The sequence below is a fragment of the Stenotrophomonas sp. YJH_SMC_25 genome, assembly GCF_059369595.1.
This window is the reverse complement of the sequence record NZ_JCAFSV010000019.1, coordinates 20896-46463: the sequence shown is the minus strand read 5'-3', so window position 1 is coordinate 46463 and position 25568 is coordinate 20896. Positions and strand designations below refer to the sequence as shown.

Sequence of the window (25568 nt, the reverse complement as noted above, 5' to 3'; positions counted from 1 at the left end):
GATTTGCCCCAGCCGGGGCCTCGGCCGCAGAATACGAGGCTTTCCGGCCCCCATCCGGTGCCGGCGTTCTCCAGCGGAGCTTCCCCCCATGCGTACCCACTTCTGCGGCCTGGTCGACGAGACCCTGATTGGCCAGACTGTCACCCTCGCCGGCTGGACCGACGTGGCCCGTAACCAGGGCGGCGTCTGCTTCATCGATCTCCGCGATCATGAAGGCATCGTGCAGGTGACGGTGGAGGTCGACAATGCCGAAGTGTTCGCGGTGGCCGCGTCGCTGGGCTACGAGGATGTGCTGCAGGTGGAAGGCGTCGTGCGCGCCCGCCACGCGGTGAACGACAAGATGCGCACCGGCAAGGTGGAAGTGATCGCCACCGCCATCACCGTCCTGAACAAGGCTGCGCCGCTGCCGTTCCACGCCCATGAGAACCCGGGCGAGGAAACCCGCCTGAAGTACCGCTACCTGGACCTGCGCCGCCCGGAAATGCAGCGCATGCAGCGCACCCGCATCAAGCTGGTGCAGGCGCTGCGCCGCCACCTGGACGAAAAGGGCTTCCAGGACATCGAAACCCCGATCCTGACCAAGGCCACCCCGGAAGGCGCACGCGACTTCCTGGTGCCGGCGCGCATGCACCCAGGCGAGTTCTACGCCCTGCCGCAGAGCCCGCAGCTGTTCAAGCAGATCCTGATGGTGGCCGGCTTCGACCGCTACTACCAGATCGCGCGCTGCTTCCGCGACGAGGCCCTGCGTGCCGATCGCCAGCTGGAATTCACCCAGCTGGACATGGAATTCGCCTTCGTCCGCGAGCGCGACGTGCAGGATTTCGTCGAGGACATGATCCGCGCCATCTTCAAGGAAGTGGTGGACGTGCAGCTGGATGCCAGCTTCCCGCGCATGACCTGGGCCGAGGCCATGCGCCGCTACGGCTCGGACAAGCCGGACCTGCGCATCGCGCTGGAGCTGGTGGACGTGGCCGAACTGGTCAAGGACAGCGAGTTCCCGGTGTTCACCGGCCCGGCCAATGATGCCGAGGGCCGCGTCGCTGCGCTGCGCATCCCGGGCGGTGCGTCGCTGTCGCGCAAGCAGATCGACGAATACGCCGCGCATGCCGCCAAGTACGGCGCCAAGGGCCTGGCCTACATCAAGATCGCCGACAACGGCGAAATCAGCTCGCCGATCCAGAAGTTCTTCAGCGAAGCGTCGTTCGCCGCGCTGGTCGCCCACGTCGGCGCCGGCAACGGCGATATCGTGTTCTTCGGTGCCGGCGGCTACAACAAGGTCTCCGACTTCATGGGCGCGCTGCGCCTGAAGGCCGGCAAGGACTTCGGCCTGGTCGCCGACGGCTGGGCGCCGCTGTGGGTCACCGACTTCCCGATGTTCGAGTGGGACGAGGAAGAACAGCGCTACGTCGCCCTGCATCACCCCTTCACCGCACCGGCCGTGGACGACATCGCCGACCTGCGCGCCAATGCCCGTACCGCCGTTTCGCGCGGCTACGACATGGTGCTCAACGGCAATGAGATCGGCGGCGGTTCGATCCGTATCCACCGTCCGGACATGCAGAGCGCGGTGTTCGAGCTGCTGGGCATCGGTGCCGAAGAAGCCCGTGCCAAGTTCGGCTTCCTGCTCGACGCGCTGAACTACGGCGCGCCGCCGCACGGTGGCATCGCCTTCGGCATCGACCGCATCGCCGCGCTGATGGCCGGCACCGAGTCGATCCGCGACGTCATCCCGTTCCCGAAGACCACTGGTGCACAGGATCTGATGACCGACGCGCCGTCGCCGATCGTCGACGCGCAGCTGGCCGAAGTGCACATCCAGGTTCGCCCCAAGACCAACTGATCAGGAGATCCAGGCAATGACCGAGTTTGCGTTTTCGCTGGAGTGGGAAAAGCTGGGCAATGAAGGCTCCGAGGCCAACCTGGTCACCGAGCGTGCACGCGTGTTCGGCGGTTGGCTGGTCCGCGTCGGTACCAACCCGGCCGCGATGGCCCTGACCTTCGTCGCCGACGGCGAAGGCCGTTGGGATGGAGAAGACTTCGGCGTCGAGGATTACGAGGACGACGAAGAGGAAGAGTACGACGAGGACGAGGAAGGCGAAGAAGACGAGGACGAAGAGGAATACGAGGAAGAGGACGAGGAAGACGAAGAAGCGGAATCGTCGGAAAAGGCTTGACCGCCCCTTCGCGCTGACGTCAACTTGCTGCATGTATTCCATCCGCCGCGCCACCGTGGACGACGCGCCGACCCTGTCGGCGCTGGCCGCCCGCACGTTCACCGAAACCTTCGGCCATCTGTATCCGCCGCAGGACCTGCAGGCCTTCCTTGAGGAGGCCTACACGGTCGAGCGCCAGCGCGTGATCCTGGCCCACCCGGATTACGCGGTGTGGCTACTGGAGCTGGACGGGGAGGCGGTCGGCCATGCCGCCGCCGGTCCCTGTGGCCTGCCGCACCCGGACGTGAAGCCCGGTGACGGCGAACTCAAGCGCCTGTACCTGATCAAGACGCAGCAAAGCTGCGGCTGGGGCAGCCGCCTGCTGGAAACCGCGCTGGCCTGGCTGGAACACGTGGGCCCGCGCACCCTGTGGTTGGGCGTGTGGTCGGAGAACTTCGGCGCACAGCGCTTCTACGCCCGCTACGGTTTCGAGAAGGCCGGCGAATACCTGTTCCCGGTGGGCGACACGAACGATCTCGAATTCATCCTGCGCCGCGCACCGCGCGCGGCCTGATGTTCACTGCCGCTTGCTGCGCGCGCGTGTTCAATCACCGTACGTTCCTGCCCCGCTGACCGCCAGGCTGTTTGCATGACTCCCCCCGTATTGCTGCTGCATGGCATCTGGAATGCCCGCGCCTGGGTCGGGCCGCTGGCCTGGCGCCTGCGCGCGCGCGGCTTCCAGGTGCACGCGTTTGGTTATTCCTCGGTGTTCGGTGGCCCGGACGTGGCCGTACCGCAGCTGCTGGAGCGGCTGGCCGACGCCGGCCCACTGAGTTTGGTCGGCCACAGCCTGGGCGGGCTGCTGGCGCTGGAAGCGCTGCGGCGCAATCCGCAGCTGCCGGTGCAGCGCGTGGTCTGCCTGGGCTCGCCGCTGCGCGGCAGTGGCACTGCGCGCTCGTTGTCCGATCATGGCTGGGGCCTGGCGCTGGGGCGCAGCAGCGAGCTGCTGCTGGACGGCCTGCCGGACTGGCAGGGCAAGGCCGAGGTCGGGCTGATCGCCGGTTCGGTGCCGCATGGTCTGGGCAGCCTGCTGGGCGCGATGGACGACGCCTCCGATGGCACCGTGGCCCTGGCCGAGACCCGCCTGCCGGGCCTGACCGATCATTGCGTGGTGCGCACCAGCCACAGCGGCCTCGTGGTGTCGCCGGATGCCGCGCGGCAGACTGCGCATTTCCTGCGCCACGGCCAGTTCGACCACAGCCGCGACGCCGCCGCCGCGTAATCTGGTAGGGGCGACCGCCCTGGCTCGGTGGGCGCGGACCGTCCTGCCCTGGTGGGTGCGACCGGCCTACCTCGGTGGGTGCGAACCGTCCTGCCTTGGTGGGTGCGAACCGTTGGTTCGCACGCGCTTCGCCGGGCCATGCCCGACGGCATCTCTCCGCCCTAGACACGGTTGCCGCCCCCGATCAGGTAGAATCCGCGCCTTGATCCTGAAGCAGCCAGACGGTAGCACCCATGGGTAGAGGCCCCTCCATCGAAGCCCGCAAGAACGCGTCCGACGCGAAGCGCGGCAAGATTTTCACCAAGATCATCCGCGAGATCGGCGTTGCCGCGCGCGGCGGTGGAGGCGACCCCAACAACAACCCGCGCCTGCGCGTGGCGGTGGACAAGGGCCTGGCCGTGAACATGTCCAAGGACGTGATCGAGCGCGCCATCAAGAAGGCCACCGGTGAACTGGAAGGCGTCGACTACGAGGAAATCCGCTACGAAGGCTACGCCCCGGGTGGCGTGGCCGTGATCGTCGACTGCCTGACCGACAACCGCGTGCGCACCGTGGCCGATGTCCGCCATGCGTTCAGCAAGTGCGGCGGCAACATGGGCACCGAAGGCTCGGTGGCCTTCATGTTCAAGCGCCTGGGCGTGCTCAGCTTCGCCCCGGGTGCCGACGAGGAAGCCATCACCGAGGCGGCAATCGAGGCCGGCGCTGATGACATCGTGGTCTATCCGGACGATGGCTCGATCGATGTGGTCACCAGCCCTGACGCGTTCAGCGCAGTCAAGGACGCGATGGCCGCCGCTGGCCATGTCGCCGACCACGCCGAGATCACCTTCCGCGCCGACAACGACATCAAGGTCGAGGGCGAGGTCGCCCTGCAGGTCAAGAAGCTGCTGGACATGCTGGAAGACCTGGACGACGTGCAGGACGTGTATTCCAACGCCGAACTCGGCGCCGACGCCTACGCCTGAGCCGTCTTCGACGGCCTGGGCGCGGGCCGTTGAACGGTCACCGCGGACAGTCATGAGCCCATACGCCTGCCAGCGCATTCCGTTCCGCCCCGCCAGGAGTGCAGCATGACCCGCATCCTCGGCATCGACCCCGGTTCGCAGCGGACCGGGGTCGGCATCATTGATGTCGATGCCACCGGCCGCGTCAGCTACGTGCACCACCAGCCGCTGGTGCTGCTGGGCGCTGACGACTTCCCGCAGCGCATGAAGCTGCTGGTGCTGGGCCTGGCCGACCTGTGCCGCGAGTATGAGCCGCAGGAAGTGGCCATCGAACGCGTGTTCATGGCCCGCAACCCCGATTCGGCATTGAAGCTGGGCCAGGCCCGTGGCGCGGCGATCTCGGCGGTGGTGCTGCGCGACCTGCCGGTGCACGAATATGCTGCCAGCGAGATCAAGCTGGCGGTTGTCGGGCGCGGTGGCGCCGAAAAGCAACAGGTTCAACACATGGTCGGGCTCATGCTCAACCTGAAAATCAAGCTGCAGGCCGACGCGGCCGACGCGTTGGCGGTGGCGATCACCCATGCCCACGTAAGGGCGACGGCCAACCGCCTGGGGCTCAGTGCCCGCCAGGCATGGGGCCGCAAATGAGGAGCTGCACGCAATGATCGGTCGACTGCGCGGCATCGTCGCCTACAAGGCGCCGCCGTGGCTGGTGGTGGACGTGAACGGAGTGGGCTACGAACTGGAGGCGCCGATGAGCACCTTCTACGACCTGCCCGAGCTCGGCCGCGAGGTCACCCTGTATACCCACTACTCGCAGAAGGAAGACAGCGTCTCGCTGTACGGCTTCCTGCGCGAGGGCGAGCGGCGCCTGTTCCGCGATGTGCAGAAGGTCAGCGGCATCGGCGCGAAGATCGCGCTGGCCGTGCTGTCCGGCGTCACTGTCGAGGAGTTCGCGCGCATGGTCCAGGCCGGTGACATCACCGCGCTGACCCGCATTCCGGGCATCGGCAAGAAGACCGCCGAGCGCATGGTGCTGGAGCTGCGTGACCGCGCGGCCCAGTTCGGTGCCGGCGGCGCGCTGCCCACCGGCAGTGGCCCGGCCCCGGCCGATCCGCTGTCCGACGCCACCGTGGCCCTGCAGCAGCTGGGCTACAAGCCGGCCGAAGCCGCGCGCATGGCCCGTGATGCCTTCAATGAAGGCGACGAAGTGGCCACCGTGATCCGCAAGGCGCTGCAGTCGGCGCTGCGTTGATCCGCCTTCCTTTCCTTCAACAAACCGCCTGAGCTTCGCCAGGAGTCCCATGTCCAGCAGTCAAACCCCGCACGCAGCCGCCCCCGGCGGCCATGGCCACGCCCCCTCCGCTGGAGGACTGGCGCTGGTCATCGGTGCGATCGGCGTGGTCTTCGGCGATATCGGTACCAGCCCGCTGTACACCCTGAAGGAGGCGTTCTCGCCGCACTACGGGCTCAACAGCGACCACGATACCGTGCTGGGCGTGCTGTCGCTGGCGTTCTGGGCGCTGAACCTGGTGGTGACGCTGAAGTACGTCACCATCATCATGCGCGCCGACAATGATGGCGAGGGCGGCATCATGGCGCTGATGGCGTTGACCCAGCGCACGCTGCGCAATGGCTCGCGCTCGGCTTATGTAGTGGGCATCCTCGGCATCTTCGGCGCCTCGCTGTTCTTCGGCGACGGCGTGATCACCCCGGCCATGTCCGTGCTCAGTGCGGTCGAAGGCCTGGAGGTGGCCGCGCCCGGACTGCATGTCTTCATCGTGCCGGTCACCCTGGTGGTGCTGCTGGCAGTGTTCGCCGCGCAACGCTTCGGTACCGAGAAGATCGGCAAGGCGTTCGGCCCGATCATGGCGATCTGGTTCGTATCGCTGGCGGCGATCGGCATCTACAACATTGTCGATGCGCCCGAGGTGCTGAAGGCCTTCAACCCGTGGTGGGGCATCCGCTTCTTCATGGAGCACGGCTGGCACGGCATCTTCATTCTCGGTGCAGTGGTGCTGGCGGTGACCGGCGGCGAAGCGCTGTATGCGGACATGGGCCACTTCGGCCTGCGCCCGATCCGCCACGCCTGGTACTTCTTCGTGCTGCCGTGCCTGGTGCTGAACTACCTGGGGCAGGGCGCACTGGTGCTCAACCACCCCGAGGCCCTGAAGAATCCGTTCTTCGAGGCGGTGCCCTCGTGGGCGCTGTACCCGATGATCATCCTGGCCACCATGGCGGCGGTGATCGCCTCGCAGTCGGTCATCACCGGCGCGTTTTCGGTCTCGCGCCAGGCCATGCAGCTGGGCTACATCCCGCGCATGCGCATCAAGCACACCTCGCACGACACCATCGGCCAGATCTACATCCCGGGCATCAACTGGGGCATCGCGGTGATGGTGTTCGGCCTGGTGCTGGCGTTCCGCAGCTCGTCCAACCTGGCCGTGGCCTACGGCATCTCGGTGTCGGCCACGATGCTGATCGACACCCTGCTGCTGGCGGTGGTGGCACGTTCGCTGTGGCCGAAGTCGCGTGGCTGGCTGCTGCCGTTGTGCGTGGTGTTCTTCATCATCGACCTCGGCTTCGTCATCGCCAACGGCGCCAAGCTGCTGCAGGGCGCCTGGTTCCCGGTGGTGCTGGGCATCTTCCTGTTCACCATGATGCGCACCTGGCGGCGTGGCCGCGAGCTGCTGCGTGATGAGATCCGCAAGGACGGCATCCGCCTGGACACCTTCCTGCCGGGCCTGATGCTGGCACCGCCGGTACGCGTACCGGGCACCGCGGTGTTCCTCACCGCCGACCCGACCGTGGCCCCGCACGCGCTGATGCACAACCTCAAGCACAACAAGGTGCTGCACGAGCGCAACGTGTTCCTGCACGTGGAAACCCTGCCCATTCCCTATGCGATGGAAGGGCAGCGGCTGAAGATCGAGTCGGTGGGCGACGAGTTCTACCGGGTCTATGTGCGCTTCGGTTTCATGGAAACCCCGGACGTGCCGCTGGCGCTGATGCGCTCGTGTGACCACGGTGGCATCTACTTCGACCCGATGGACACCACCTTCTTCGCCAGCCGCGAAACCATTGTGGCCACCGCCAACCGCGGCATGCCGATCTGGCGCGACAAGCTGTTCGCGCTGATGCACCGGAATGCCGCGCCCGCGACCGGCTTCTTCCGGATTCCGGGCAACCGCCTGGTCGAACTCGGCGCGCAGGTGGAGATTTAATCTCCGCCTGCGCTACGCCCCACACGCATTCCACCTCATCCCCCGCCTATCGGCGCGCCCCCTTGAAACGCAGGCGCCGTTGGCGCCGGCGTTCCGCGCATTCCACCTTATCCCCCCGCCTATCGGCGCGCCCCCTTGAACAACAAGGGGGCTCCGCTTGCGGAGGCACCGCGCGCCAGAAGCTGAGCCAACTCTCCCCCTCTGTTCCATCCACGCATGGCGTGGATCTGCCGTGTCGACCAAGGTCGACACCCACAAGAGCAGGCACAGGCCACGCCATCCAGACAGATCGCAGGAAACTGTCGAAGGCGGGGTGGGTCCGGTTGCGGGGGCGTGAGCCGCATGGATGCGGCGACCGAGCTTACATGGACGTACTTGCAGCGTCCCCCGCAAGCGGACCCACCCCGCCATTCCCCAGGAAGCCCGCTTCGGCTGTTGCTCTGGATGTTGCCGTTGCCGTTGCCTCTGCGGGTGCCGGGCGCAGCCCGGCCGAAACCCGCACTTTTGCCGCATAATCAGCACATGACCGACGACCGCATCATCGGCGCCGGCGCCACCCGCGAGGATGACGCCGCCGACGCCAGCATCCGCCCCAAGCGCCTTGCCGACTACCTCGGCCAGGTGCCGGTGCGCGAGCAGATGGAAATCTACATCCAGGCGGCCAAGGGGCGTGGCGACGCGCTCGACCACGTACTGATCTTCGGGCCGCCGGGCCTGGGCAAGACCACCCTCAGCCATGTCATCGCCAACGAACTGGGCGTGGCCCTGCGCGTGACCTCCGGCCCGGTGATCGAAAAGGCCGGCGACCTGGCTGCGCTGCTGACCAACCTGCAGCCGCACGACGTGCTGTTCATCGACGAGATCCATCGCCTGTCGCCGGTGGTCGAGGAAGTGCTGTACCCGGCGATGGAAGATTTCCAGATCGACATCATGATCGGCGAGGGCCCCGCCGCCCGCTCGATCAAGATCGACCTGCCGCCGTTCACCCTGATCGGCGCCACCACCCGCGCCGGCCTGCTGACCGCGCCGCTGCGCGACCGCTTCGGCATCGTCCAGCGCCTGGAGTTCTACAGCGTCGAGGAACTGACCCGTATCGTGCGCCGCTCCGCCAGCATCCTCGGCATCGACTGCACCGCCGATGGGGCAGGGGAGATCGCGCGCCGCGCGCGTGGTACCCCGCGTATCGCCAACCGCCTGCTGCGACGCGTACGCGACTATGCGCAGGTCAAGGCCGGTGGCCACATCGACGAGCCCGTGGCCCAGGCCGCGATGAAGATGCTCAAGGTCGACCCGGAAGGCTTCGATGAGCTTGACCGGCGCCTGCTCAAGACCATGGTCGACTACTTCGATGGTGGCCCGGTCGGCATCGAATCGCTGGCCGCGGCGCTGTCCGAAGAGCGTGGCACGCTGGAAGACGTGGTCGAGCCGTACCTGATCCAGCAGGGCTTCCTGGTGCGTACCGCGCGTGGCCGCATGGCCACCCACAAGGCCTACCGGCACATGGGTCTGAAGCCGAAGAACCCGCCGCAGGACCTGTTCGCGGAGGTTCCCGATGTCGGTTGAGCCACTATTCAGTTGGCCGACACGCATTTACTGGGAAGATACCGACGCTGGCGGCGTGGTCTACCACGCCCGCTACGTGGCCTTCATGGAACGGGCCCGAACCGAATGGATGCGTTCGCTCGGCTACGGCCAGGAGCGCATGCGCGCCGAGCACGGGATGGTCTTCGCGGTGCGCTCGATGCAGATGGATTTCATCAGGCCGGCACGGCTGGATGACACCCTGCAGGTGAGCGCCCGTTTGGTCCAGCTGAAGAAGGCCAGCATGGTCTTCGACCAGCAGATCCTGCGCGACGGCGAATTGCTGCTGTCGGCCCAGGTCCGCATCGCCGCACTGGACGCGGCCAGTTTCCGCCCGCGTGGCATGGACGAGGCCGTCCTTGCCGTGCTGCAACCCCACCTCCACCCCGAATCCGAACACTGAGGAACAACGGATGATCGCAACGCTCCTGGCCCTGCAGGCCACGGTCACCGAGGCACTGCCGGCCGACGTCAGCAACGCCGCGACACAGACCCTTGCCCAGGCCACCACCGGCGGCGGCATCAACTACCTCGAACTGATGGCCAAGGCCAGCCTGCCGGTGAAGATCATCGTGCTGCTGCTGCTGGTCGGCTCGTTCGTCAGCTGGGTGATCATTTTCCGCAAGGCCCGCGTGTTCAAGCAGGCCACCCGCGAAGCCGACGAGTTCGAGAACCGCTTCTGGTCCGGCGCGGACCTGGGCAAGCTGTACAGCGCGGCCACCGACCGCAGCCGCAGCGTGACCGGCCTGGAAGCCATCTTCGAAGCAGGGTTCCGCGAATACACCCGCCTGCGTGACAAGCGCCGCCTGGATGGCCGCGCACAGCTGGAAGGCGCGCAGCGCGCGATGCGCACCACCTATACCCGCGAAGTGGACCAGCTCGAGCGCAACCTGGAACTGCTGGCCAACATCGGTTCGACCGCGCCGTACGTGGGCCTGGTCGGCACCGTGTTCGGCATCATGGTGACCATGCACGACATGATCAGCAGTGGTGCGCAGGCCGGCATCGCGGCCGTCGCGCCGGGCATCTCCGAGGCACTGTTCGCTACCGCCATCGGCCTGTTCGTGGCGATCCCGGCGGTGTGGGCCTACAACCGCTTCACCACGCGCGTTGAGCGCATGTCGGTGCGGTTCGAGACCTTTGCCGAAGAGTTCAGCTCCATCCTGCAGCGCCAGAGCGCTGGCGACGAGTAAGCGCCTGACCCGGGAGTCCAAGCCATGTCCGCTGCCATCGGTCGCCGCAAGCGCCGCAAGCTGAAATCGGAAATCAACGTCGTTCCCTACATCGACGTCATGCTGGTGCTGCTGATCATCTTCATGGTCACCGCGCCGCTGCTCACCCTGAGCTTCGACGTCGACCTGCCGCAGTCCAACGCCAAGGCGCTGGAGAGCAAGCAGGACCCGGTGATCGTCTCGGTGCGCCAGGACGGCCAGCTCAGCCTGAAGCTGCCCGATGCCAAGGAACCGACCGCCGTGTCGGCCGAGGAACTGGAAGGCCGCCTGGCCGGCATCGCCGCCCAGGACAAGGGCGTGCGCGTGATCGTCGCCGCCGACCGTGCCGTGGCCTATGAAAAGGTCATCGCCGCGATGGATGTGATCAAGCGCGCCAAGGTAGACAAGGTAGGCCTGGCCACCGATGCACGCTGACGCCCTGCCACCCCCGCATCAGCGCGAACCCGGCTGGGGCCTGCCCCTGGCATTGGCGTTGCTGGTGCACCTGCTGGTCGCGCTGGTCTTCATCGTGGCCTGGTTCTGGTCGCCCGAGCGCAACACCGACGCCGCCGCCGGTGATCCGTCGGTCGAGGCCAGCCTGGCGCTGTCCGCGTCGGAGGCCTCCGCTGCGCGCCAGGCCCTGCGCCAGTCGGAAAAGCTGGAAGACCTGCCGCCGCCGGTGGCCGAGCCCATCCCGGTGCCGGAAGACACCATTCCGCCGCCGCAGCCGATCCCGGAACCGCGCCCGCAGGACGCCCCCACGCCGCAGCAGCAACAGGCGCAGGAGCGTGTCGCGCAGCCGGATACCAAGGATCAGGAAGCGGTGAGTGCGCTGGCCATCTCCCAGGAGAAGGCCAAGCAGGAACAGGAAGCCAAGCGCCGCCAGGAACAGATCGACCTGACCGAACGCAAGCGCCAGGAAGAAGCGGAGCAGAAGCTGCGCCTGGCCAAGCAGCAGGAAGCGGACGAGAAGAAGAAGCAGGCCGAGCAGGAGCGCGTGGCCGCTGACAAGGCCGAGGCCGAGAAGCAGAAGAAGATCGCCGAGATCCGTGCCCGCCGCGAGCAGGCCGAGAAGGAAGCCAAGCTGGCCGAGCAGAAGCTGCGCCAGGTGGCCGCCGCGCGCAATGCCGCAGGCAGTGCCGCTGCCGGTGCCAGTGGTGCCTCGCAGCCGGCCGCCGGTGGCGGTGGCAACAGCGACGACCTTTCGGCCAAGTACGCAGCCGCCATCCAGGCCAAGGTGCTGTCGCAGTGGGTGCGCCCGGATACGGTGCCGTTGGGCCAGCGCTGCCAGATCACCATCACCCAGATTCCGGGTGGCACGGTGATGCAGGCCAAGGTCAGCCCGAACTGCCCGTACGACGAGGCCGGCAAGCGCTCGATCGAGGCCGCCGTGCTCAACGCGCAGCCGCTGCCGTACCGCGGCTTCGAGTCGGTGTTCGCACGCACGCTCAACTTCACCTTCACCGCCCAGGATCGCTGAGGCGGGCAGGGCAGGGTGGCTCTCCGCTGCCCGCGTCCACGGATGTCGCGCTTGCCTCTGGCAGGCCAGGTCTCGGCCGGGCAGGCTGTGGGCTGCTGTCGGACACCGCCCCGCAGGGCGGCGTGACGGGGCACATGGGCGCGATGTTAGCCACGACGTTAACGGTGCGTGAGAGGACGGGCTGGAACTGACCCGGAATTCACGTACCCTTGGTTCATGATTGCGAAGCGGTTCACTGCCGCTTTGTTATCCCTCGTTCCGGTTTCCCCCTATTGAGCGCTCCATGAAAAAGATGCCTCGCTGGCTTGCCGTGTTTGCGGCCCTGTTGCTGCCCTTTGCTGCCGTCGCGCAGCAGAAGGGGCTGGATATCGACATCATCGGCGGCAATGCTTCCGCGCTGCCGATCACCATCGTGCCGATGCCTTACCAGGGGTCGTCGGCTGCACCGCAGACCGACGTCGCCGGCGTGGTCCGTGCCGACCTGGAGCGCTCGGGCCAGTTCCGTACGCTGCCCGAAGCGCAGATCGTCGAGAAGCCGGTGCGCGGCGGCGACATCCAGTTCGCCACCTGGCGCGCGCTGAAGCAGAACTACATCGTGGTCGGCCGCGTGCTCGACGCCGGTGCCGGCGCCTACCGCGTCGAGTACGAACTGTTCGACGTACCCAAGGGCGAGCGCCTGCTGGGCCTGGCGATGACCGCCCGTGGCAACGCCATGCGCGACGTTGCCCACCAGATGGCCGACGCCATCTACGAAAAGATCACCGGTGTGCGTGGCGCCTTCTGGACCCGCATCGCCTACGTGACCGCCAGCGGCAAGGGCGACGCCATGCGCTACGCGCTGATGGTGGCCGACTCCGATGGCTTCAATCCGCAGACCATCGTGCGTTCGGCCGAGCCGCTGCTGTCGCCGTCGTGGAGCCCGGATGGCAGCAAGCTGGCCTACGTCAGCTTCGAGCGTGGCAATTCGGCCATCTACATCCAGAACATCGGTACCGGCGCGCGTGAGCTCGTCACCAGCTTCCGCGGCATCAACAGCGCCCCGGCGTTCTCGCCGGACGGCCGCAAGCTGGCCCTGACCCTGTCGCGTTCGGGCAACCCGGAAATCTACGTGATGGACCTGGGCAGCAAGCAGCTGACCCAGCTGACCAACCACTTCGCCATCGATACCGAGCCGACCTGGGCGCCGGACGGCAGCGCGGTGTACTTCACCTCCGACCGCGGCGGCCGTCCGCAGGTCTACAAGGTCGGCGCGGGCGGCGGCAGCGCCGAGCGCGTGACCTTCCAGGGCAACTACAATGCCAAGCCCTCGGTGTCCTACGACGGCAAGAAGATCGCCGTCGCCCAAGGCTCGGGCAACAGCTACAAGATCGCGGTGATGGACAGCTCGCTGGGTTCGCCGCGCTGGAGCACGCTGTCCCCGGGCTCGCTGGATGAATCGCCGAGCTTTGCGCCCAACGCGAGCATGGTGTTGTACGCCGCCCGCGAAGGTGGCCGTGGTGTGTTGTATGCCGTCTCGGCCGATGCGCGGGTTCGCCAGCGCCTGGTCCTGGCCGATGGTGATGTGCGCGAGCCGGCATGGTCCCCATACCGTACCCAGCGCTAAAAGAGTGTTAATATTTTCGTTGTCTTGAACCCCTCATCGGCCTAGGAGCCACAAAGGTATCGCCATGAACAAGTCCACCCGCGTTCTGCTTGTTTCCCTGCTGTCTGTGGCCGTCCTGGCCGGTTGCTCGAAGAAGGTGAAGGAAGAGCCGGCAGCCCCGGTCGACACCGGCACCTCGACCACCACCCCGACCGGTCCGTCGACCTCGGGCCTGTACGGCCCGGGCGACCTGGATACCGACGCTTGCCTGCGCCAGCGCGTTGTCTACTTCGACCTGGACAAGGAAGACGTGAAGCCGGAATTCCAGGCCATCATGGCGTGCCACGCCAAGTACCTGCGTGACCGTCCGTCCTCGCGCATCACCCTGCAGGGCCACACCGACGAGCGCGGTTCGCGCGCGTACAACCAGGCCCTGGGTGAGCGTCGTGGCAACGGCGTCAACTCGGCCCTGCAGGCCAACGGTGGCTCGGCTTCGCAGCTGACCGTCGTTTCCTACGGTGAAGAGCGTCCGGTCTGCACCGAGTCGAACGAGTCCTGCTGGTCGCAGAACCGTCGCGTCGAAATCGTCTACACCGCGCAGTAATCCATGCGCATTGGCATCAAACTGATGCTGGTCGTTGCGGCAGCCCTCGTGGCTGCCGCACCGGCGCATGCACAGCGACAGAGCCTGGCTGACCGTGTCGGCGCGCTCGAGCAGCAGATGTACAACAACAGTGCCAACCAGGACCTGTTGAACCAGATCAACCAGCTGCGGCAGCAGGTCACCAGCCTGCAGGCCTCGATCGAGCAGTTGCAGCACGACAACGCCCAGCTCAAGCAGTCCGCCCAGGACCAGTACCTGGATCTGGACAGCCGCCTGAACCGGTTGGAAGGGGGCAATGCCGCCCCGGCCCTGCCGCCCGTTCCGGCGAGCGCGCCGAAGGCCGCACCGGCCCCGGCAAAACCCGCAGCGGCGGCCACTTCCGAGCGGCCGCCTTCCGTCCATGGTGATGCCGGCAGCCTTGCCGCCACCGGCGACGAGCGCACCTCCTACAACGTCGCCTTCGATTCGCTGAAGGCCGGCAAGTACGATGATTCGGCGCAGCTGTTCCTGAGCTTCCTGCAGCTGTACCCGAACGGCGTCTACGCGCCGAACGCGCTGTACTGGCTGGGCGAGAGCTACTACGCGACCCGCAATTTCCCGATGGCCGAGACCCAGTTCCGTGAACTGCTCGCGCGCTATCCGACCCACGACAAGGCCGCTGGCGGCCTGCTCAAGGTTGGCCTCTCGCAGTATGGCGAGGGCAAGGTCGACCAGGCCCAGCAGACGCTGGAGAGCGTCGTGGCGCAGTACCCGGGCTCGGACGCCGCGCGCACCGCCCAGGATCGGCTGCAGTCCATCCGCCTCGGCAAGCAGATCCGTTGATCCGCTGACCGGGCGTACAATGCGTACCCTGGCGCCGGGCTGATTTCCGGCAGCCTCCTGTAGAGCCGAGCCCATGCTCGGCTGCTTTCGTTTCCGGCGCCGATAAATCGGTCGCCCGTCCCATGAAGAATTGTTTGCCATGACCGCCGTTACCCAGTCCAACGCCGTCGCTACCCCCAGCGACATCGTGCAGTCGCCGCTGCCGCGCCTGAAGATCACCGAGATCTTCACCTCGCTGCAGGGCGAAGCCGATACCGCCGGCTGGCCGACCGTGTTCGTGCGCCTGACCGGCTGCCCGCTGCGCTGCCAGTACTGCGATACGGCCTATGCCTTCCATGGCGGCACCTGGTGGGACATCGACGACATCGTGGCCGAGGTGCTGGCCCAGGGCGTGCGCCACGTCTGCGTGACCGGCGGCGAGCCGCTGGCGCAGAAACGCTGCCTGGTGCTGCTGCAGAAGCTGTGCGACGCCGGCATGGACGTCTCGCTGGAAACCTCCGGCGCGCTGGACGTCAGCGCGGTGGACCCGCGTGTATCGCGCGTGGTCGACATCAAGACCCCGGGGTCGGCCGAAGTGGCGCGCAACCGCTGGGAAAACCTGCCGCTGCTGACCGCACGCGACCAGATCAAGTTCGTCATCTGCAGCCGCGAGGACTACGACTGGGCCAAGGCCCTGGTCGCCGAGCACGAGCTGGTGAAGCGCTGCACCGTGTTCTTCTCGCCCAGCAAGGGCGAGATCACCGCGCGGCAGCTGGCCGACTGGATCGTCGAAGACCGCCTGCCGGTGCGCTTCCAGATGCAGTTGCATAAAATCCTGTGGAACGACGAGCCGGGCCGATGAGCCCGCGCGGCGTTCCCTGATGTAGCTCCGGCGCGGGACAGCGTGCTGGCTTTCCCCTCCCAACCGGATGTTTTACCCATGAAGAAGGCAGTCGTGCTTCTCTCCGGCGGCATGGATTCAGCCGCCGTCATTGCCATGGCCCAGGAACAGGGCTTTGCCGTGCATGCCCTGAGCGTGCGCTATGGCCAGCGCCATACCTCCGAACTGGATGCCGCCGCCCGCGTGGCGAAGGCCCAGGGCGTGGTCGCGCACAAGACCGTGGACGTGGACCTGCGCAGCATCGGCGGCTCGGCACTGACCGACGACATCGACGTGCCCGAGGCCGGTGGTGCCGGCATTCCGGTCACCTACGTACCGGCGCGCAACACCATCATGCTGTCGCTGGCCCTCGGCTGGGCCGAAGTGCTCGGTGCCAACGACATCTTCTGCGGCGTCAACGCCGTGGATTATTCCGGCTATCCGGACTGCCGCCCCGAGTTCGTGGCCGCGTTCCAGGCACTGGCCAACCTGGCCACCAAGTCGGGCGTGGAAGGTGCGGGCATCAAGGTACACGCGCCGCTGCAGTTCCTCAGCAAGGGCCAGATCGTCAGCGAAGGCGTGCGCCTGGGCGTGGACTTCGGCCTGACCGTGTCCTGCTACAACGCCGACGCCAACGGCGCCGCCTGCGGCCACTGTGATGCCTGCCGCCTGCGCGCGCAGGGCTTCGCCGAAGCCGGCGTGCCGGACCCGACGCTGTACGCCTGATCGCCCCTGGTAGTGCCGGCCGCTGGCCGGCTTCCCTGATGGGTGTGAATTTCCAGATGGTGGGTGCGAACTGCTCCTCGGTGGGTGCAAACCTTGGTTCGCACTCCCCGACCCGCCGGGCAGGTCTGACTCTGGTGGGTGCGAACCGTTGGTTCGCACTCCCTGACCCGCCAGGCATGGCCCGGCGCTACCGCTGCCGCAGCCACCCCGACGCTTCAATAAGCGCCCGCACCGCCTTCGGATCGGCATAGTCCAGCTCGATCATCCGCGCGACACCGGTTTTCTCGTCCGCTTGCTGGCGCATGTACTCCTGCGCGATGCGGTAGCCGGCGTAGTACCCCACATCACTCACCCCGAACGGATTACCGGCGCTGTTGTACAGCCAGTTGTCCAGATCCCCGCCGTCCATTTCAGCGACGAAACGCGCGCGGATTTCCGCTTCGTGCGCGGGCCCGTAGCTGTACAGCGGCAACGCCGGCCGACGCCCGCTCAGCCGTTCGGCCACATACTCCGCCACGCCTTCGCGCACCGCGTACTGCGCCAGGCTGCCGGTAGTCTCGCGCTGCTGGGTATGCACGTACTCGTGCAGGTTGTTCTGCGCGTTGTTCGCCCCCGGACGGCTGTCGTAGAAGATCCGCAGGCGGCTGCGCATCGGCTCCGGTAGCTCGCTCACGTCCACGCGTTCATCGCCCAGCGCCATCTCCGCACCGATCAGTACCTTGTCACCCAGCGTGGTCCCGCCAGTACGCAGCACGCCCACGGCATAGGTGATGGTGGCCGGGCGCAGGGCGGGGTAGAGCGTGCGGAAGGCGGCCAGGTCCCGTTCCAGTGTGGCGCTGGCCTGCTGCGCGTTGGCGGTCAATGGGCGTACCGACGTCCAGAAGCGCGGCCACGCACGCATGGCCTCGGCGTATTCGCGGGCGGTGTAGTTACGGACCTGCATCAGCGCATGCAGGCCGGGGCTGCCTGGATCGATGTAGCGCTCCTGCACCAGTGCGACGTGGCGTTCAACGTCGGGCTCGGCGCGCACAGCGTCATAAGTGGCCCAGAAGCGGCCGATGTCGTCGGTGACGACCTGGGATGGGGCGGCCAGTGCCGCACAGGGCAGCAACAGGGCGGCAATGAGGCAGAAGGGCAGGCGCATCCGTGGCTCCGGGCAGGAATCACAGCTGGGATGCGCGTGAGGCCCAGAAGGTTTAAGCGGGCTCACCAGATCGGGTAGTGCCGGCCGCTGGCCGGCAACCTCGACGCACCAGGGTTTCACCCGGCCCGGTAAAGTAGGGTAGAATGCCCACCCCGCCGAAAGGCTGGGGCAGTGCAATGGGCCGTTAGCTCAGTCGGTAGAGCAGAAGACTTTTAATCTTTTGGTCGAAGGTTCGAATCCTTCACGGCCCACCATTGCATCCAATGACCCAGGTCATTCAGAAAGGCACCGTAATGCGGTGCCTTTTTTGTTGCCCTGGTTCGTGGCCTCTACTTCGCCCGCATTCCCTTGGCTTTTGCGGCCGCCGCGTCGGCAGCTTGCTGTGCGGCCGTCGCTGCCGCATTCGCGGAACGCACGGCTTCCGCTTGAGCCGCGTCAAAGTCAGCCCGGCGCTGCGCGCTGATCCGGCGTTCCAGTTCTGAATATGCGACGTAGCTCTCCGGATACTTCGCGACGCAGGCCTGCTGCAGCAGCGGGATCGCGTGGTCGGACAATCCCGGTTGGAGGTGGGCGAGCAGGCAGTCCGCATACGCTGCGGATGCTGGCGGAGTGCTGCTGGACTGCGGTGAGGCGGCGGCAAGGGTGGTGGCGATCAATACACTCAACATGGGAACCTCCTTGTGGATATGAGCGTGGCGGCGACCAGTCCTTGAGCCAAAGTGCCCGTTGCATGACCATCACCGGCTCCATGGTGCTCCAGTTCCGGCAGATCGGCAAAGTGCCGCGAACGACAGTGCCTCCGGCGGTCTATGCTCGGCATCTTTCCCAGGATGGGCCGTCCCATGCGTCTGATCGTGCTGTCGCTGTTGTTGTCCGTCGTCTCCGCCGCGCCGCTGATGGCCGCCGAATCCGCGTCGCCCGCCGCCGCCACGCCGCTGGTCATCGGCGAGACCTTCACCATCGAGTCGAAGGTGCTGGGCGAGACCCGTCGTATCAACGTCTACCGCCCGCAGCCGTGGGGGCTGGACCCGAAGGCACCGCTACCGGTGCTCTACATGCCCGACGGCGGCATCGGCGAGGATTTCCTGCATGTGGCCGGGCTGGTGCAGGTGCTCAGCGGCAACGGCAGCATGCGTCCGTTCCTGCTGGTTGGCATCGAGAACACCGAGCGCCGCCGCGACATGACCGGCCCCAGCAAGGACCCTCAGGACCAGAAGATCGCGCCGCGCATCGGCGGCTCGGCGGCCTACCGTACCTTCCTGCGCGATGAACTGATGCCGCAGGTGCGCCAGCGCTACCCGACTACCGACGAACGCGCGTTGATCGGCGAGTCGCTGGCTGGCCTGTTCGTGGTCGAGACGCTGCTGCAGGAGCCGACGCTGTTCAACAGCTACATCGCGCTGGACCCCAGCCTGTGGTGGAACCGTGGCGCAATGCTGGCCGGCGCGGCCAAGCAGCTGGCGGCGGTGACGCGTGCGCAGCCGCGCGTGTTCCTGGCCAGCAGTGGGCAGCCAGAGCTGGCTGTGTCCGCCGCGCAGTTGGCCACGCTGCTGCAACAGGCGTCGCCGTCGCCGCTGGTGAAGTACCTGCCGTTGCCGGAGGAAACCCACGCCACCATCTATCACCCGGCCGCATTGCAGGCGCTGCGCACGCTGTTCCCGGCGCCGCCGCCGGCCTCGCCCTGACCGCACTGGTACCCGCCTGCACACCATGCAACGATGCGGCAGCGGCGCCATCGGGTGCGCCGCCCGCAACGGGAGCGTGTGGATGCAGCGTGTGCGTGGATGGAGTGTGGCGGCCTGCCTGGCCGTGAGTGGCTGTGCGATATCGGTCGCGCCGCCCGCAATGCAGAGTGAAGCGAAGGACAGTGCGCCGAGTGCCACGCCGGGTGTGGTGCTGCCGGACACCGAAGCGCTGCGCGTGCACGACCCGGTCGGCCGCGACTATCCGGTCTGGGTGGCGCTGCCGGCCGACTATGCGGCGCATCCGGAAAAGCACTACCCGGTGCTGTACGTGACCGATGCGCTGTACAGCTTCCCGCTGGTGCGCAGCGTGCGCAACATGGTCGGGCAGAAGGGCGTCAACATCGAGGATTTCATCCTGGTCGGGCTGCCGCCGCAGGAAGGCCTGACCTCCAAGCAGAGCCGCTCGCGCGATTACACGCCCAGCGACCCGGCGCGTAGCGATCCGCGTGATTACAGCGATGACGTCAGCTACGGCGGCGCGGCGCACTACCGCGATTTCCTCGCTGGGCAGGTACTGCCGATGATCGATGCGCGCTACCGCACCGATCCGGCGCGGCGTGCCTATGCGGGTCATTCCTATGGTGGCCTGTTCGGCGCCTATGTGCTGACCACGCGCCCGGACATGTTCCGCACCTACATCCTGTCCAGCCCATCGCTGTGGTTCGACGACCATCGGGTGCCGCGCATGCAGGCCGAAGCCAAGGCGCCGGCGCAGCCCACCACGGTGGTGCTGTCGGTGGGCAGCTTTGAAACGGTCAAGCCCGAACCGCGCTACTTCACCCGCAACGACATGCTGCGCCACAACGCCGAATTCGCCGAGCAGCTGCGCAGCAGCGGGCGATCGTTGAAGGTGGAGAACATGGTGATCGATGACGAGGATCACTTCACCGTCTACCCGGACATGATCACCCGCGCACTGCTGAAGGTGTTCCCGGGTACCGGACCGTACAGCAGCGGTTGATGAATGCCTCAGGCCGCCTGTGCATCCGGCCCGGTCAACACGCCCACATCGGCGTGCCGGAAGCACAGCCGGATGGCGTCCAGCAGCTCGCTCATGTTGTACGGCTTGGGCAGGAAATGGATGCCGTCGCGCAGCTGCGGTAGCACCTGGTGCTGGTCCATGCCCGACGTCACCAGGATCGGCAGTTGGGGATACAGGCCGCGGACCCGATTGGCGGCTTCAATGCCACTGATCGCGCCCAGATTCACGTCGGTGAACAGCAGGTCGAAACGCTCACCGGCGGCCAGCAGGCCCAGCGCCGCTTCGGCAGAGCTCACGCCCACTACGTGGCAGGCCTGGCTTTCCAGCGCCAGCCGGCTCAGTTCGCGGGTTTCCTCGGCGTCCTCGATAAGCAGGACGCGGGGTTCAACGTGGCGCTTGGACAGCAACATGACGCGACAACTCCGGACAGCAACGGTGAAAAGGCGTGCAAGTATGCGCAAGCCGGTAGTGATCCCGACGTGCACGGCAAGCTAAGCGGGCGTTACAGGCCTCTCTGGCGCCGGAGCCGCACGTGCCAGGCCAGCACCGCGACCGCGAGCAGGGCGGTGCCGATGCGCAGGCTGGTGGCCTGCCAGCCCAATGCGAGGGCGTCATCGAGGCTGAACACATTCCAGGCCAGGTTCATCGAAACATGCAGGACCAGGCCGCACCAGAGCGTGTTGCCGTCAAGGTGGTCGAGCCAGGCGAAGATGAAGCCGCCCAGGGCGATCACCGCGCCGACGAACAGCGCGATGCCGCCACCGTCGAACCCGCCGAAGCCGAGCCAGTGCACCATGCCGAACAACAGCGCCTGCGGCAGTGCAAGCCATGGCCAGGGGCCGCGCACGATCTTTACCAGCAGCACGAAGCCCAAGCCGCGGAAGAGCACTTCCTCGGCCAGCGGGAACAGCACCGCCAGCATGGCGGCATCCAGTGCATTCAGTGCCCTGTTCGGTGTTCCGAGCAGCGCCAGGCCCAGCCAGCACGGCAGGCTGGCCAGCAGCACCCACATGGGGCCGCTCCAGCCGTTGCCGCGCAGCCCCAGGCTGGCCAGCAGGCTCATGCCACGGGGCCGCAGCAGCGCGGCCAGCAGCAGTGCCACCAGTACCGCCAGCGCGTTGTCCAACAGGCTGCCGCCATAGGGGATGGGCAGTGCGGGAATCGGTGTGCCGATGGCCGTGGCGATATCGCGCAGGTTCAGGCCAAGGCCGACACCCAGCAGCACCAGCAATAGGCGTGCGGTGGTGGGCAGGCGGGACAACACGGTCATGTACGCATTCCCTGCGGAACAAGGACGCAGCGTGCCACGCGGTATGCATGTGGACACGCGCCGGAAGTCCCTGTGCCATCGGTCACGCGTTGCCGCACAGTCATCGCGGTGCAGGTACAGTCGAAACCAGACCGACAGGAGCAATGCCGATGCTGTGCCCCGTGTGCAAGACCCAGACGCTGCAGATGGCCGAACGCCATGGCATCGAGATTGATTACTGCCCGAGTTGCCGCGGTGTGTGGCTGGATCGTGGCGAGCTGGACAAGATCATCGAACGTGCAGGCGCCGGTGCTGCAGTACCTCCGCCAGCGCCCGTGCAGGCTCAGCCGGCGTCCGCGCCGCCACCGGTGACGCACCGTGATACCCGCCACCTCGGCCAGCGCTACGAGGACAACCGGGGACACGGCTACAAGAAAAAGAAGAAGGACAGCTTCCTGTCGGAGTTGTTCGATTTCTAGTTTGTAGCGTCGAGCCATGCTCGACGTTTGGCGCTAACAGTCGAGCAAGCTTGACTCTACATGGGGCGCGTGATCACGGCCGACGCAGGATGAACTCGCGGTCGTGGGTATCGCCCACGATGAAGTCGTACTCGCCAACCTTGCTGCAGCCATAGCGCGCGTAGAAGCGCTGCGCGCCGAAATTCTCTTCCCACACGCCCACCCACAGGGTGCGGCGCTGCGGCTGGTCCAGCCACGCCATGAACGCGTCCATCATGCGTGCACCATGTCCGCCGTTCTGGTGTCCGGCCAGGATGTAGAACCGCTTCAGTTCGATGTCACCCTCGCATGCATCCGTGTGCGGCAAGGTGTTGGCACCGGCGGCCAGGTAGCCGACCACGGCGTCATCGTCCAGCAACAGCCAGATGGCACTGCGTGGGTCGGACAGTTCGATGCGCTGCGGTTCGCTGCTGTAGTGCGCCTGCAGGAAATCGTGCAGCTCCTGCGGCGGATAGGAATCGCCCCAGGTTTCGTTGTACGTGGCGATGGCGATCGCCGACAGCGCGTCGACATCGGCAAGGGTGGCGCGGCGGATCTGCAACGACATGGCGGTGCCTGCATTGGAACGTGGCGCAGTGTAGCCGGCCCCGGCGGCTGCCGGGGCTGGCCATTGCTCACGATCTGCTGCTCAGAACCACATGCGCACGCCGGCCACCCAGCGCGTGTCGCGCGCGTGGTCACCGGCATAGTCGGCGGTGTCGCCAAAACTGCGTTCGTGACTGATGCCGATGTAGGGCGCGAAGCGACGGCTGAACTCGTAGCGCAGGCGCAGGCCGGCCTCTACCTTGTTAAGGCCACGGCCGATGCCGTACTCCTGCTCGTCCTTGGCCGCAACGGTAGCTTCCAGCAGCGGCTGCAGGATCAATCGGTTGGTCAGCAGTACGTCGTACTCGACCTCGGCCTTGGCCAGCACCTGGCCGCCGGAGCCCATGTACAGCGTGGCCGAGCTTTCGAACTTGTACGGCGCCAGACCCTGGATGCCGATGGCCGCCCATGTGCGCGAGTCGGACGGGCGGAAGTCCTGGCGCACGCCGACCAGCACGTCCCACCACGGCGACACGCTGCGGCCATACAGTGCTTCCAGTGACGACGATTCGGTGCGGCCGCGGCCGCGTTCGCCATCGGTGCGCAGCCACAGGCGGTTGATGTTGCCGCCGACCCAGCCGGTGGCTTCCCATGCCTGGCCGTTGCTGCTCTTGCCATCCCAATGCTCAAGCCGGTCGATCAGCAGCAGGCTGTTGATCTCCGGCGCGTGTTCCATCGCGCCATGCGCGATCGGCGGGAAGGCGGCGGCGCGGTCGGCATCGGTCGGGACCGGGATCGGTTCGCGCGGTTCGGTGGGTGCAGGCGTGCCGTGGCCCATCGCCCCGTGGTCCATCTGCGAATGGTCCATCGCCGCTGGCTGCATCGCGCCATGGTCCATCTTCGAGTGGTCCATCGTGGAGTGGTCCATGCCGGCCTGATCCGCCGCACCCATGTCCATCTCCGAATGATCCATCTTTGAATGATCGACCGATTCGGCCGGGGTCTTCGCGCTCTTCGCAGGCACGTTCATCGCGCCCATGTCATGGCCGGCGTGCGACTGCGCGAACACCGGCAACGCGGCGGCCAGGCCCAGGGCCAGCAGGCTGGGGGAAAGCAGTGAGCGGCTCATTCTTCGATCCTCACTTCGCGCATCATGCCTGCTTCCATGTGGTACAGCAGATGGCAGTGGTAGGCCCAGCGGCCGAGTGCATCGGCGCGCACGCGATAGCTGCGGCGGGTGCCCGGCGGCATGTCGATGGTGTGCTTGCGGACCTGGAACTCACCTTGCGCGTCTTCCAGATCGCTCCACACGCCGTGCAGGTGGATCGGGTGCTGCATCATGGTGTCGTTGACCAGCACGATGCGCATGCGCTCGCCGTAGTTCAGCCGCAGCGGCTCGGCGCTGGCGAACGGGACGCCATCGAACGACCAGGAGAACTTCTCCATGTGGCCGGTCAGGTGCAGCTCGATCTCGCGGCTCGGCTCGCGGCCATCCGGGTCTTCGAACAGGCTGCGCATCGCACCGTAGGTCAGCACCTGGCGGCCGTTGCCGCGCAGGCCGATGCCAGGGTCGTCCAGCTTCGGCTCGGTGGCCGAACTCTGCATGTCCACCAGCGGGTTGTTGCGCTCGCTGGCCGGATGCTTCGGTACCTTGCTGGCGGTACCGCCGCCGCCGTGCGCACCGTGGCCCATGCTGGCGCCGCAGCTACCTTCCGTGCCCTTCATTGCGGCCATGTCGTGGCCACCATGGCCACCACTGCCCATGTCGTGCCCCATGTCGCTCATCGTCAGCAACGGGCGTGGGTCTCGCGCGGGAATCGGTGCCTGCAGCCCGTGGCGTACCGCCAGCGTGCCGGCAGCGTAGCCGGTGCGACCCATGTCCTGGCAGAAAATGGTGAACGCATCCTGGCCGGTGGGTTCGACCAGCACGTCGTAGGTTTCGGCGGGAGCGATGCGGAATTCGTCGATGCTGACCGGGTGGATGTACTGGCCGTCAGCGGCCACCACGGTCATCTTCAAACCGGGGATGCGCACGTCGAAGTAGGTCATCGACCCGCCGTTGATGAAGCGCAGCAGCACCTTTTCGCCACTGCGGAACAGGCCGGTCCAGTTGCCGGCCGGGGCGGTGCCGTTCATCAGGTAGGTGTAGGTATGCGCGTTGATATCGGAGATATCGGTGGGCGTCATCCGCATCCGCCCCCACATGCCACGGTCGGACAGCGCGGCTGACCAGCCCTCGCGCTTCACGTCACGCAGGAAGTCGGGCAGGGTGCGCTTGTAGTAGTTGTCATGCTCGGCGAGCTTCTTCATGCGGCGGAACAGCGCGCCAGGGTCCATGTCGGTCCAGTCGGACAGCATGATCACGTGCTCGCGGTCGTGCCGGTAGGGCGCCGGTTCGGCCGGATCGATGATCAGCGCGCCGTACAGGCCGGCCTGTTCCTGGAACATCGAGTGGCTGTGGTACCAGTAGGTGCCCGACTGCTTCAGTTCGAAGTGGTAGTGGTAGGTCTCGCCGGGGCCGATGCCGTTGAAGCTCAGGCCGGGCACGCCGTCCATGTTGGCCGGCAGCAGGATGCCGTGCCAGTGGATCGAGGTCGGGTGGCGTTCCAGGGTGTTGCGCACGAACAGGTCCACGGTCTGGCCTTCGCGCCAGCGCAGGATCGGTGCCGGCAGCGAGCCGTTGACAGTGATCGCCGGGCGGGTGCGGCCGGTGAAATTGGCCAGCGATTCGCCGATGGCCAGTTCGATACGGGTGTCGCTGAGCACGGCGGGGGCACCGGCCAGCCGTGGGGCGGCAGTGGCGGCGGCGAGCGCGCGCTGCGGCACGCCGACAGCGGCGATGCCGGCAACCACGCCACCGGCGGCCAGGCCCTGCACGAACAGGCGGCGCGACGGCATGGGCACAGCGCCCGGACCGGGGGGAATGCGGGTATTCAT

The 25568-nt window shown here is 66.7% G+C and carries 28 protein-coding genes and 1 tRNA gene; 22 read left to right on the top strand and 7 right to left on the bottom strand.

What is annotated here, in order from left to right; translation table 11 throughout:
• The first annotated feature begins 88 nt into the window (after positions 1 to 88).
• The 18 genes from aspS (at position 89) to queC (ending at position 16468) form a co-directional block, all read left to right on the top strand.
• Positions 89 to 1840, top strand: a complete 1752-nt coding sequence (aspS, locus tag AC5P7E_RS19345; RefSeq protein ID WP_005414279.1) for an aspartate--tRNA ligase — start codon at positions 89 to 91, stop codon at positions 1838 to 1840.
• A gap of 16 nt (positions 1841 to 1856) precedes the next feature.
• Positions 1857 to 2174, top strand: coding sequence for a hypothetical protein (locus AC5P7E_RS19340; RefSeq protein ID WP_005410761.1), 318 nt, complete (start codon positions 1857 to 1859; stop codon positions 2172 to 2174).
• 31 nt (positions 2175 to 2205) lie between these two features.
• Complete coding sequence (locus AC5P7E_RS19335; protein WP_076739546.1) at positions 2206 to 2727, top strand: GNAT family N-acetyltransferase; 522 nt, start codon at positions 2206 to 2208, stop codon at positions 2725 to 2727.
• A 75-nt stretch (positions 2728 to 2802) separates the two neighbouring features.
• Positions 2803 to 3435: an esterase/lipase family protein gene (locus tag AC5P7E_RS19330; protein ID WP_005410759.1), complete on the top strand. Its 633-nt coding sequence runs from the start codon at positions 2803 to 2805 to the stop codon at positions 3433 to 3435.
• A gap of 233 nt (positions 3436 to 3668) precedes the next feature.
• Entirely contained in the window at positions 3669 to 4400 is a 732-nt protein-coding gene (locus AC5P7E_RS19325; protein ID WP_005410758.1) for a YebC/PmpR family DNA-binding transcriptional regulator, read from the top strand.
• A gap of 105 nt (positions 4401 to 4505) precedes the next feature.
• Positions 4506 to 5027 carry a crossover junction endodeoxyribonuclease RuvC gene (gene ruvC, locus AC5P7E_RS19320; protein ID WP_005410757.1) on the top strand — a complete coding sequence of 174 codons (522 nt, stop codon included), beginning with the start codon at positions 4506 to 4508 and terminating at the stop codon, positions 5025 to 5027.
• A 13-nt stretch (positions 5028 to 5040) separates the two neighbouring features.
• Positions 5041 to 5634, top strand: a complete 594-nt coding sequence (gene ruvA, locus AC5P7E_RS19315) for a Holliday junction branch migration protein RuvA (RefSeq protein WP_005410756.1) — start codon at positions 5041 to 5043, stop codon at positions 5632 to 5634.
• Positions 5635 to 5683: 49 nt separating this feature from the next.
• Complete coding sequence (locus AC5P7E_RS19310; RefSeq protein WP_005410755.1) at positions 5684 to 7603, top strand: potassium transporter Kup; 1920 nt, start codon at positions 5684 to 5686, stop codon at positions 7601 to 7603.
• A gap of 522 nt (positions 7604 to 8125) precedes the next feature.
• Positions 8126 to 9166 carry a Holliday junction branch migration DNA helicase RuvB gene (gene ruvB / locus AC5P7E_RS19305; protein WP_005410754.1) on the top strand — a complete coding sequence of 347 codons (1041 nt, stop codon included), beginning with the start codon at positions 8126 to 8128 and terminating at the stop codon, positions 9164 to 9166.
• The gene (gene ybgC, locus AC5P7E_RS19300; RefSeq protein ID WP_062605806.1) at positions 9156 to 9587 is read left to right on the top strand and encodes a tol-pal system-associated acyl-CoA thioesterase; all 432 of its coding nucleotides are present in this window, start codon (positions 9156 to 9158) and stop codon (positions 9585 to 9587) included. Before ruvB ends, ybgC begins: the two co-directional genes overlap by 11 nt.
• Positions 9588 to 9597: 10 nt before the next feature.
• A complete protein-coding gene (gene tolQ, locus AC5P7E_RS19295; RefSeq protein ID WP_005410752.1) occupies positions 9598 to 10377 on the top strand; it encodes a protein TolQ in 780 nt (259 codons plus the stop codon).
• A 24-nt stretch (positions 10378 to 10401) separates the two neighbouring features.
• Positions 10402 to 10830, top strand: coding sequence for a protein TolR (tolR, locus tag AC5P7E_RS19290; protein ID WP_005410751.1), 429 nt, complete (start codon positions 10402 to 10404; stop codon positions 10828 to 10830).
• A complete protein-coding gene (tolA, locus tag AC5P7E_RS19285; RefSeq protein ID WP_111198487.1) occupies positions 10820 to 11875 on the top strand; it encodes a cell envelope integrity protein TolA in 1056 nt (351 codons plus the stop codon). Before tolR ends, tolA begins: the two co-directional genes overlap by 11 nt.
• A 283-nt stretch (positions 11876 to 12158) precedes the next feature.
• Entirely contained in the window at positions 12159 to 13478 is a 1320-nt protein-coding gene (gene tolB, locus AC5P7E_RS19280; protein ID WP_005410749.1) for a Tol-Pal system beta propeller repeat protein TolB, read from the top strand.
• 64 nt (positions 13479 to 13542) lie between these two features.
• Positions 13543 to 14061: a peptidoglycan-associated lipoprotein Pal gene (gene pal / locus AC5P7E_RS19275; protein WP_005410748.1), complete on the top strand. Its 519-nt coding sequence runs from the start codon at positions 13543 to 13545 to the stop codon at positions 14059 to 14061.
• Between the two features lie 3 nt (positions 14062 to 14064).
• Complete coding sequence (gene ybgF / locus AC5P7E_RS19270) at positions 14065 to 14883, top strand: tol-pal system protein YbgF (protein WP_005414274.1); 819 nt, start codon at positions 14065 to 14067, stop codon at positions 14881 to 14883.
• 139 nt (positions 14884 to 15022) lie between these two features.
• A complete protein-coding gene (gene queE / locus AC5P7E_RS19265; RefSeq protein ID WP_076739543.1) occupies positions 15023 to 15724 on the top strand; it encodes a 7-carboxy-7-deazaguanine synthase QueE in 702 nt (233 codons plus the stop codon).
• Between the two features lie 78 nt (positions 15725 to 15802).
• Positions 15803 to 16468, top strand: a complete 666-nt coding sequence (queC, locus tag AC5P7E_RS19260) for a 7-cyano-7-deazaguanine synthase QueC (RefSeq protein ID WP_005410745.1) — start codon at positions 15803 to 15805, stop codon at positions 16466 to 16468.
• Between the two features lie 187 nt (positions 16469 to 16655).
• On the opposite strand, the gene AC5P7E_RS19255 is transcribed toward queC, so the two are convergent.
• Positions 16656 to 17612 (bottom strand): DUF2268 domain-containing putative Zn-dependent protease, encoded by a 957-nt coding sequence (locus tag AC5P7E_RS19255; RefSeq protein ID WP_076739542.1) that lies wholly within the window; start codon positions 17610 to 17612, stop codon positions 16656 to 16658.
• Between the two features lie 178 nt (positions 17613 to 17790).
• Here AC5P7E_RS19255 and AC5P7E_RS19250 point away from each other — a divergent pair.
• Positions 17791 to 17866 (top strand) — tRNA-Lys (locus AC5P7E_RS19250).
• A 75-nt stretch (positions 17867 to 17941) separates the two neighbouring features.
• Here AC5P7E_RS19250 and AC5P7E_RS19245 read toward each other — a convergent pair.
• Positions 17942 to 18280, bottom strand: coding sequence for a hypothetical protein (locus AC5P7E_RS19245; RefSeq protein ID WP_005410743.1), 339 nt, complete (start codon positions 18278 to 18280; stop codon positions 17942 to 17944).
• A gap of 174 nt (positions 18281 to 18454) precedes the next feature.
• Between AC5P7E_RS19245 and AC5P7E_RS19240 the strand changes: the two genes are divergently transcribed.
• Positions 18455 to 19297, top strand: coding sequence for an alpha/beta hydrolase (locus tag AC5P7E_RS19240; RefSeq protein ID WP_111198485.1), 843 nt, complete (start codon positions 18455 to 18457; stop codon positions 19295 to 19297).
• A gap of 82 nt (positions 19298 to 19379) precedes the next feature.
• A complete protein-coding gene (locus tag AC5P7E_RS19235; RefSeq protein ID WP_111198483.1) occupies positions 19380 to 20318 on the top strand; it encodes an alpha/beta hydrolase in 939 nt (312 codons plus the stop codon).
• Between the two features lie 8 nt (positions 20319 to 20326).
• On the opposite strand, the gene AC5P7E_RS19230 is transcribed toward AC5P7E_RS19235, so the two are convergent.
• Positions 20327 to 20749, bottom strand: coding sequence for a response regulator (locus AC5P7E_RS19230; protein ID WP_005414268.1), 423 nt, complete (start codon positions 20747 to 20749; stop codon positions 20327 to 20329).
• A gap of 92 nt (positions 20750 to 20841) precedes the next feature.
• A complete protein-coding gene (locus AC5P7E_RS19225) occupies positions 20842 to 21609 on the bottom strand; it encodes a CPBP family glutamic-type intramembrane protease (RefSeq protein WP_111174254.1) in 768 nt (255 codons plus the stop codon).
• Positions 21610 to 21758: 149 nt separating this feature from the next.
• On the opposite strand from AC5P7E_RS19225, the gene AC5P7E_RS19220 reads away from it, so the two are divergent.
• Complete coding sequence (locus AC5P7E_RS19220) at positions 21759 to 22067, top strand: TFIIB-type zinc ribbon-containing protein (protein ID WP_044570743.1); 309 nt, start codon at positions 21759 to 21761, stop codon at positions 22065 to 22067.
• A gap of 73 nt (positions 22068 to 22140) precedes the next feature.
• Here AC5P7E_RS19220 and AC5P7E_RS19215 read toward each other — a convergent pair whose 3' ends face one another.
• The 3 genes from AC5P7E_RS19215 to AC5P7E_RS19205 form a co-directional block, all read right to left on the bottom strand.
• A complete protein-coding gene (locus AC5P7E_RS19215; RefSeq protein ID WP_049432721.1) occupies positions 22141 to 22653 on the bottom strand; it encodes a GNAT family N-acetyltransferase in 513 nt (170 codons plus the stop codon).
• Positions 22654 to 22734: 81 nt separating this feature from the next.
• The gene (locus AC5P7E_RS19210) at positions 22735 to 23760 is read right to left on the bottom strand and encodes a copper resistance protein B (RefSeq protein WP_049396258.1); all 1026 of its coding nucleotides are present in this window, start codon (positions 23758 to 23760) and stop codon (positions 22735 to 22737) included.
• The gene (locus tag AC5P7E_RS19205; RefSeq protein WP_049396259.1) at positions 23757 to 25568 is read right to left on the bottom strand and encodes a copper resistance system multicopper oxidase; all 1812 of its coding nucleotides are present in this window, start codon (positions 25566 to 25568) and stop codon (positions 23757 to 23759) included. Before AC5P7E_RS19205 ends, AC5P7E_RS19210 begins: the two co-directional genes overlap by 4 nt.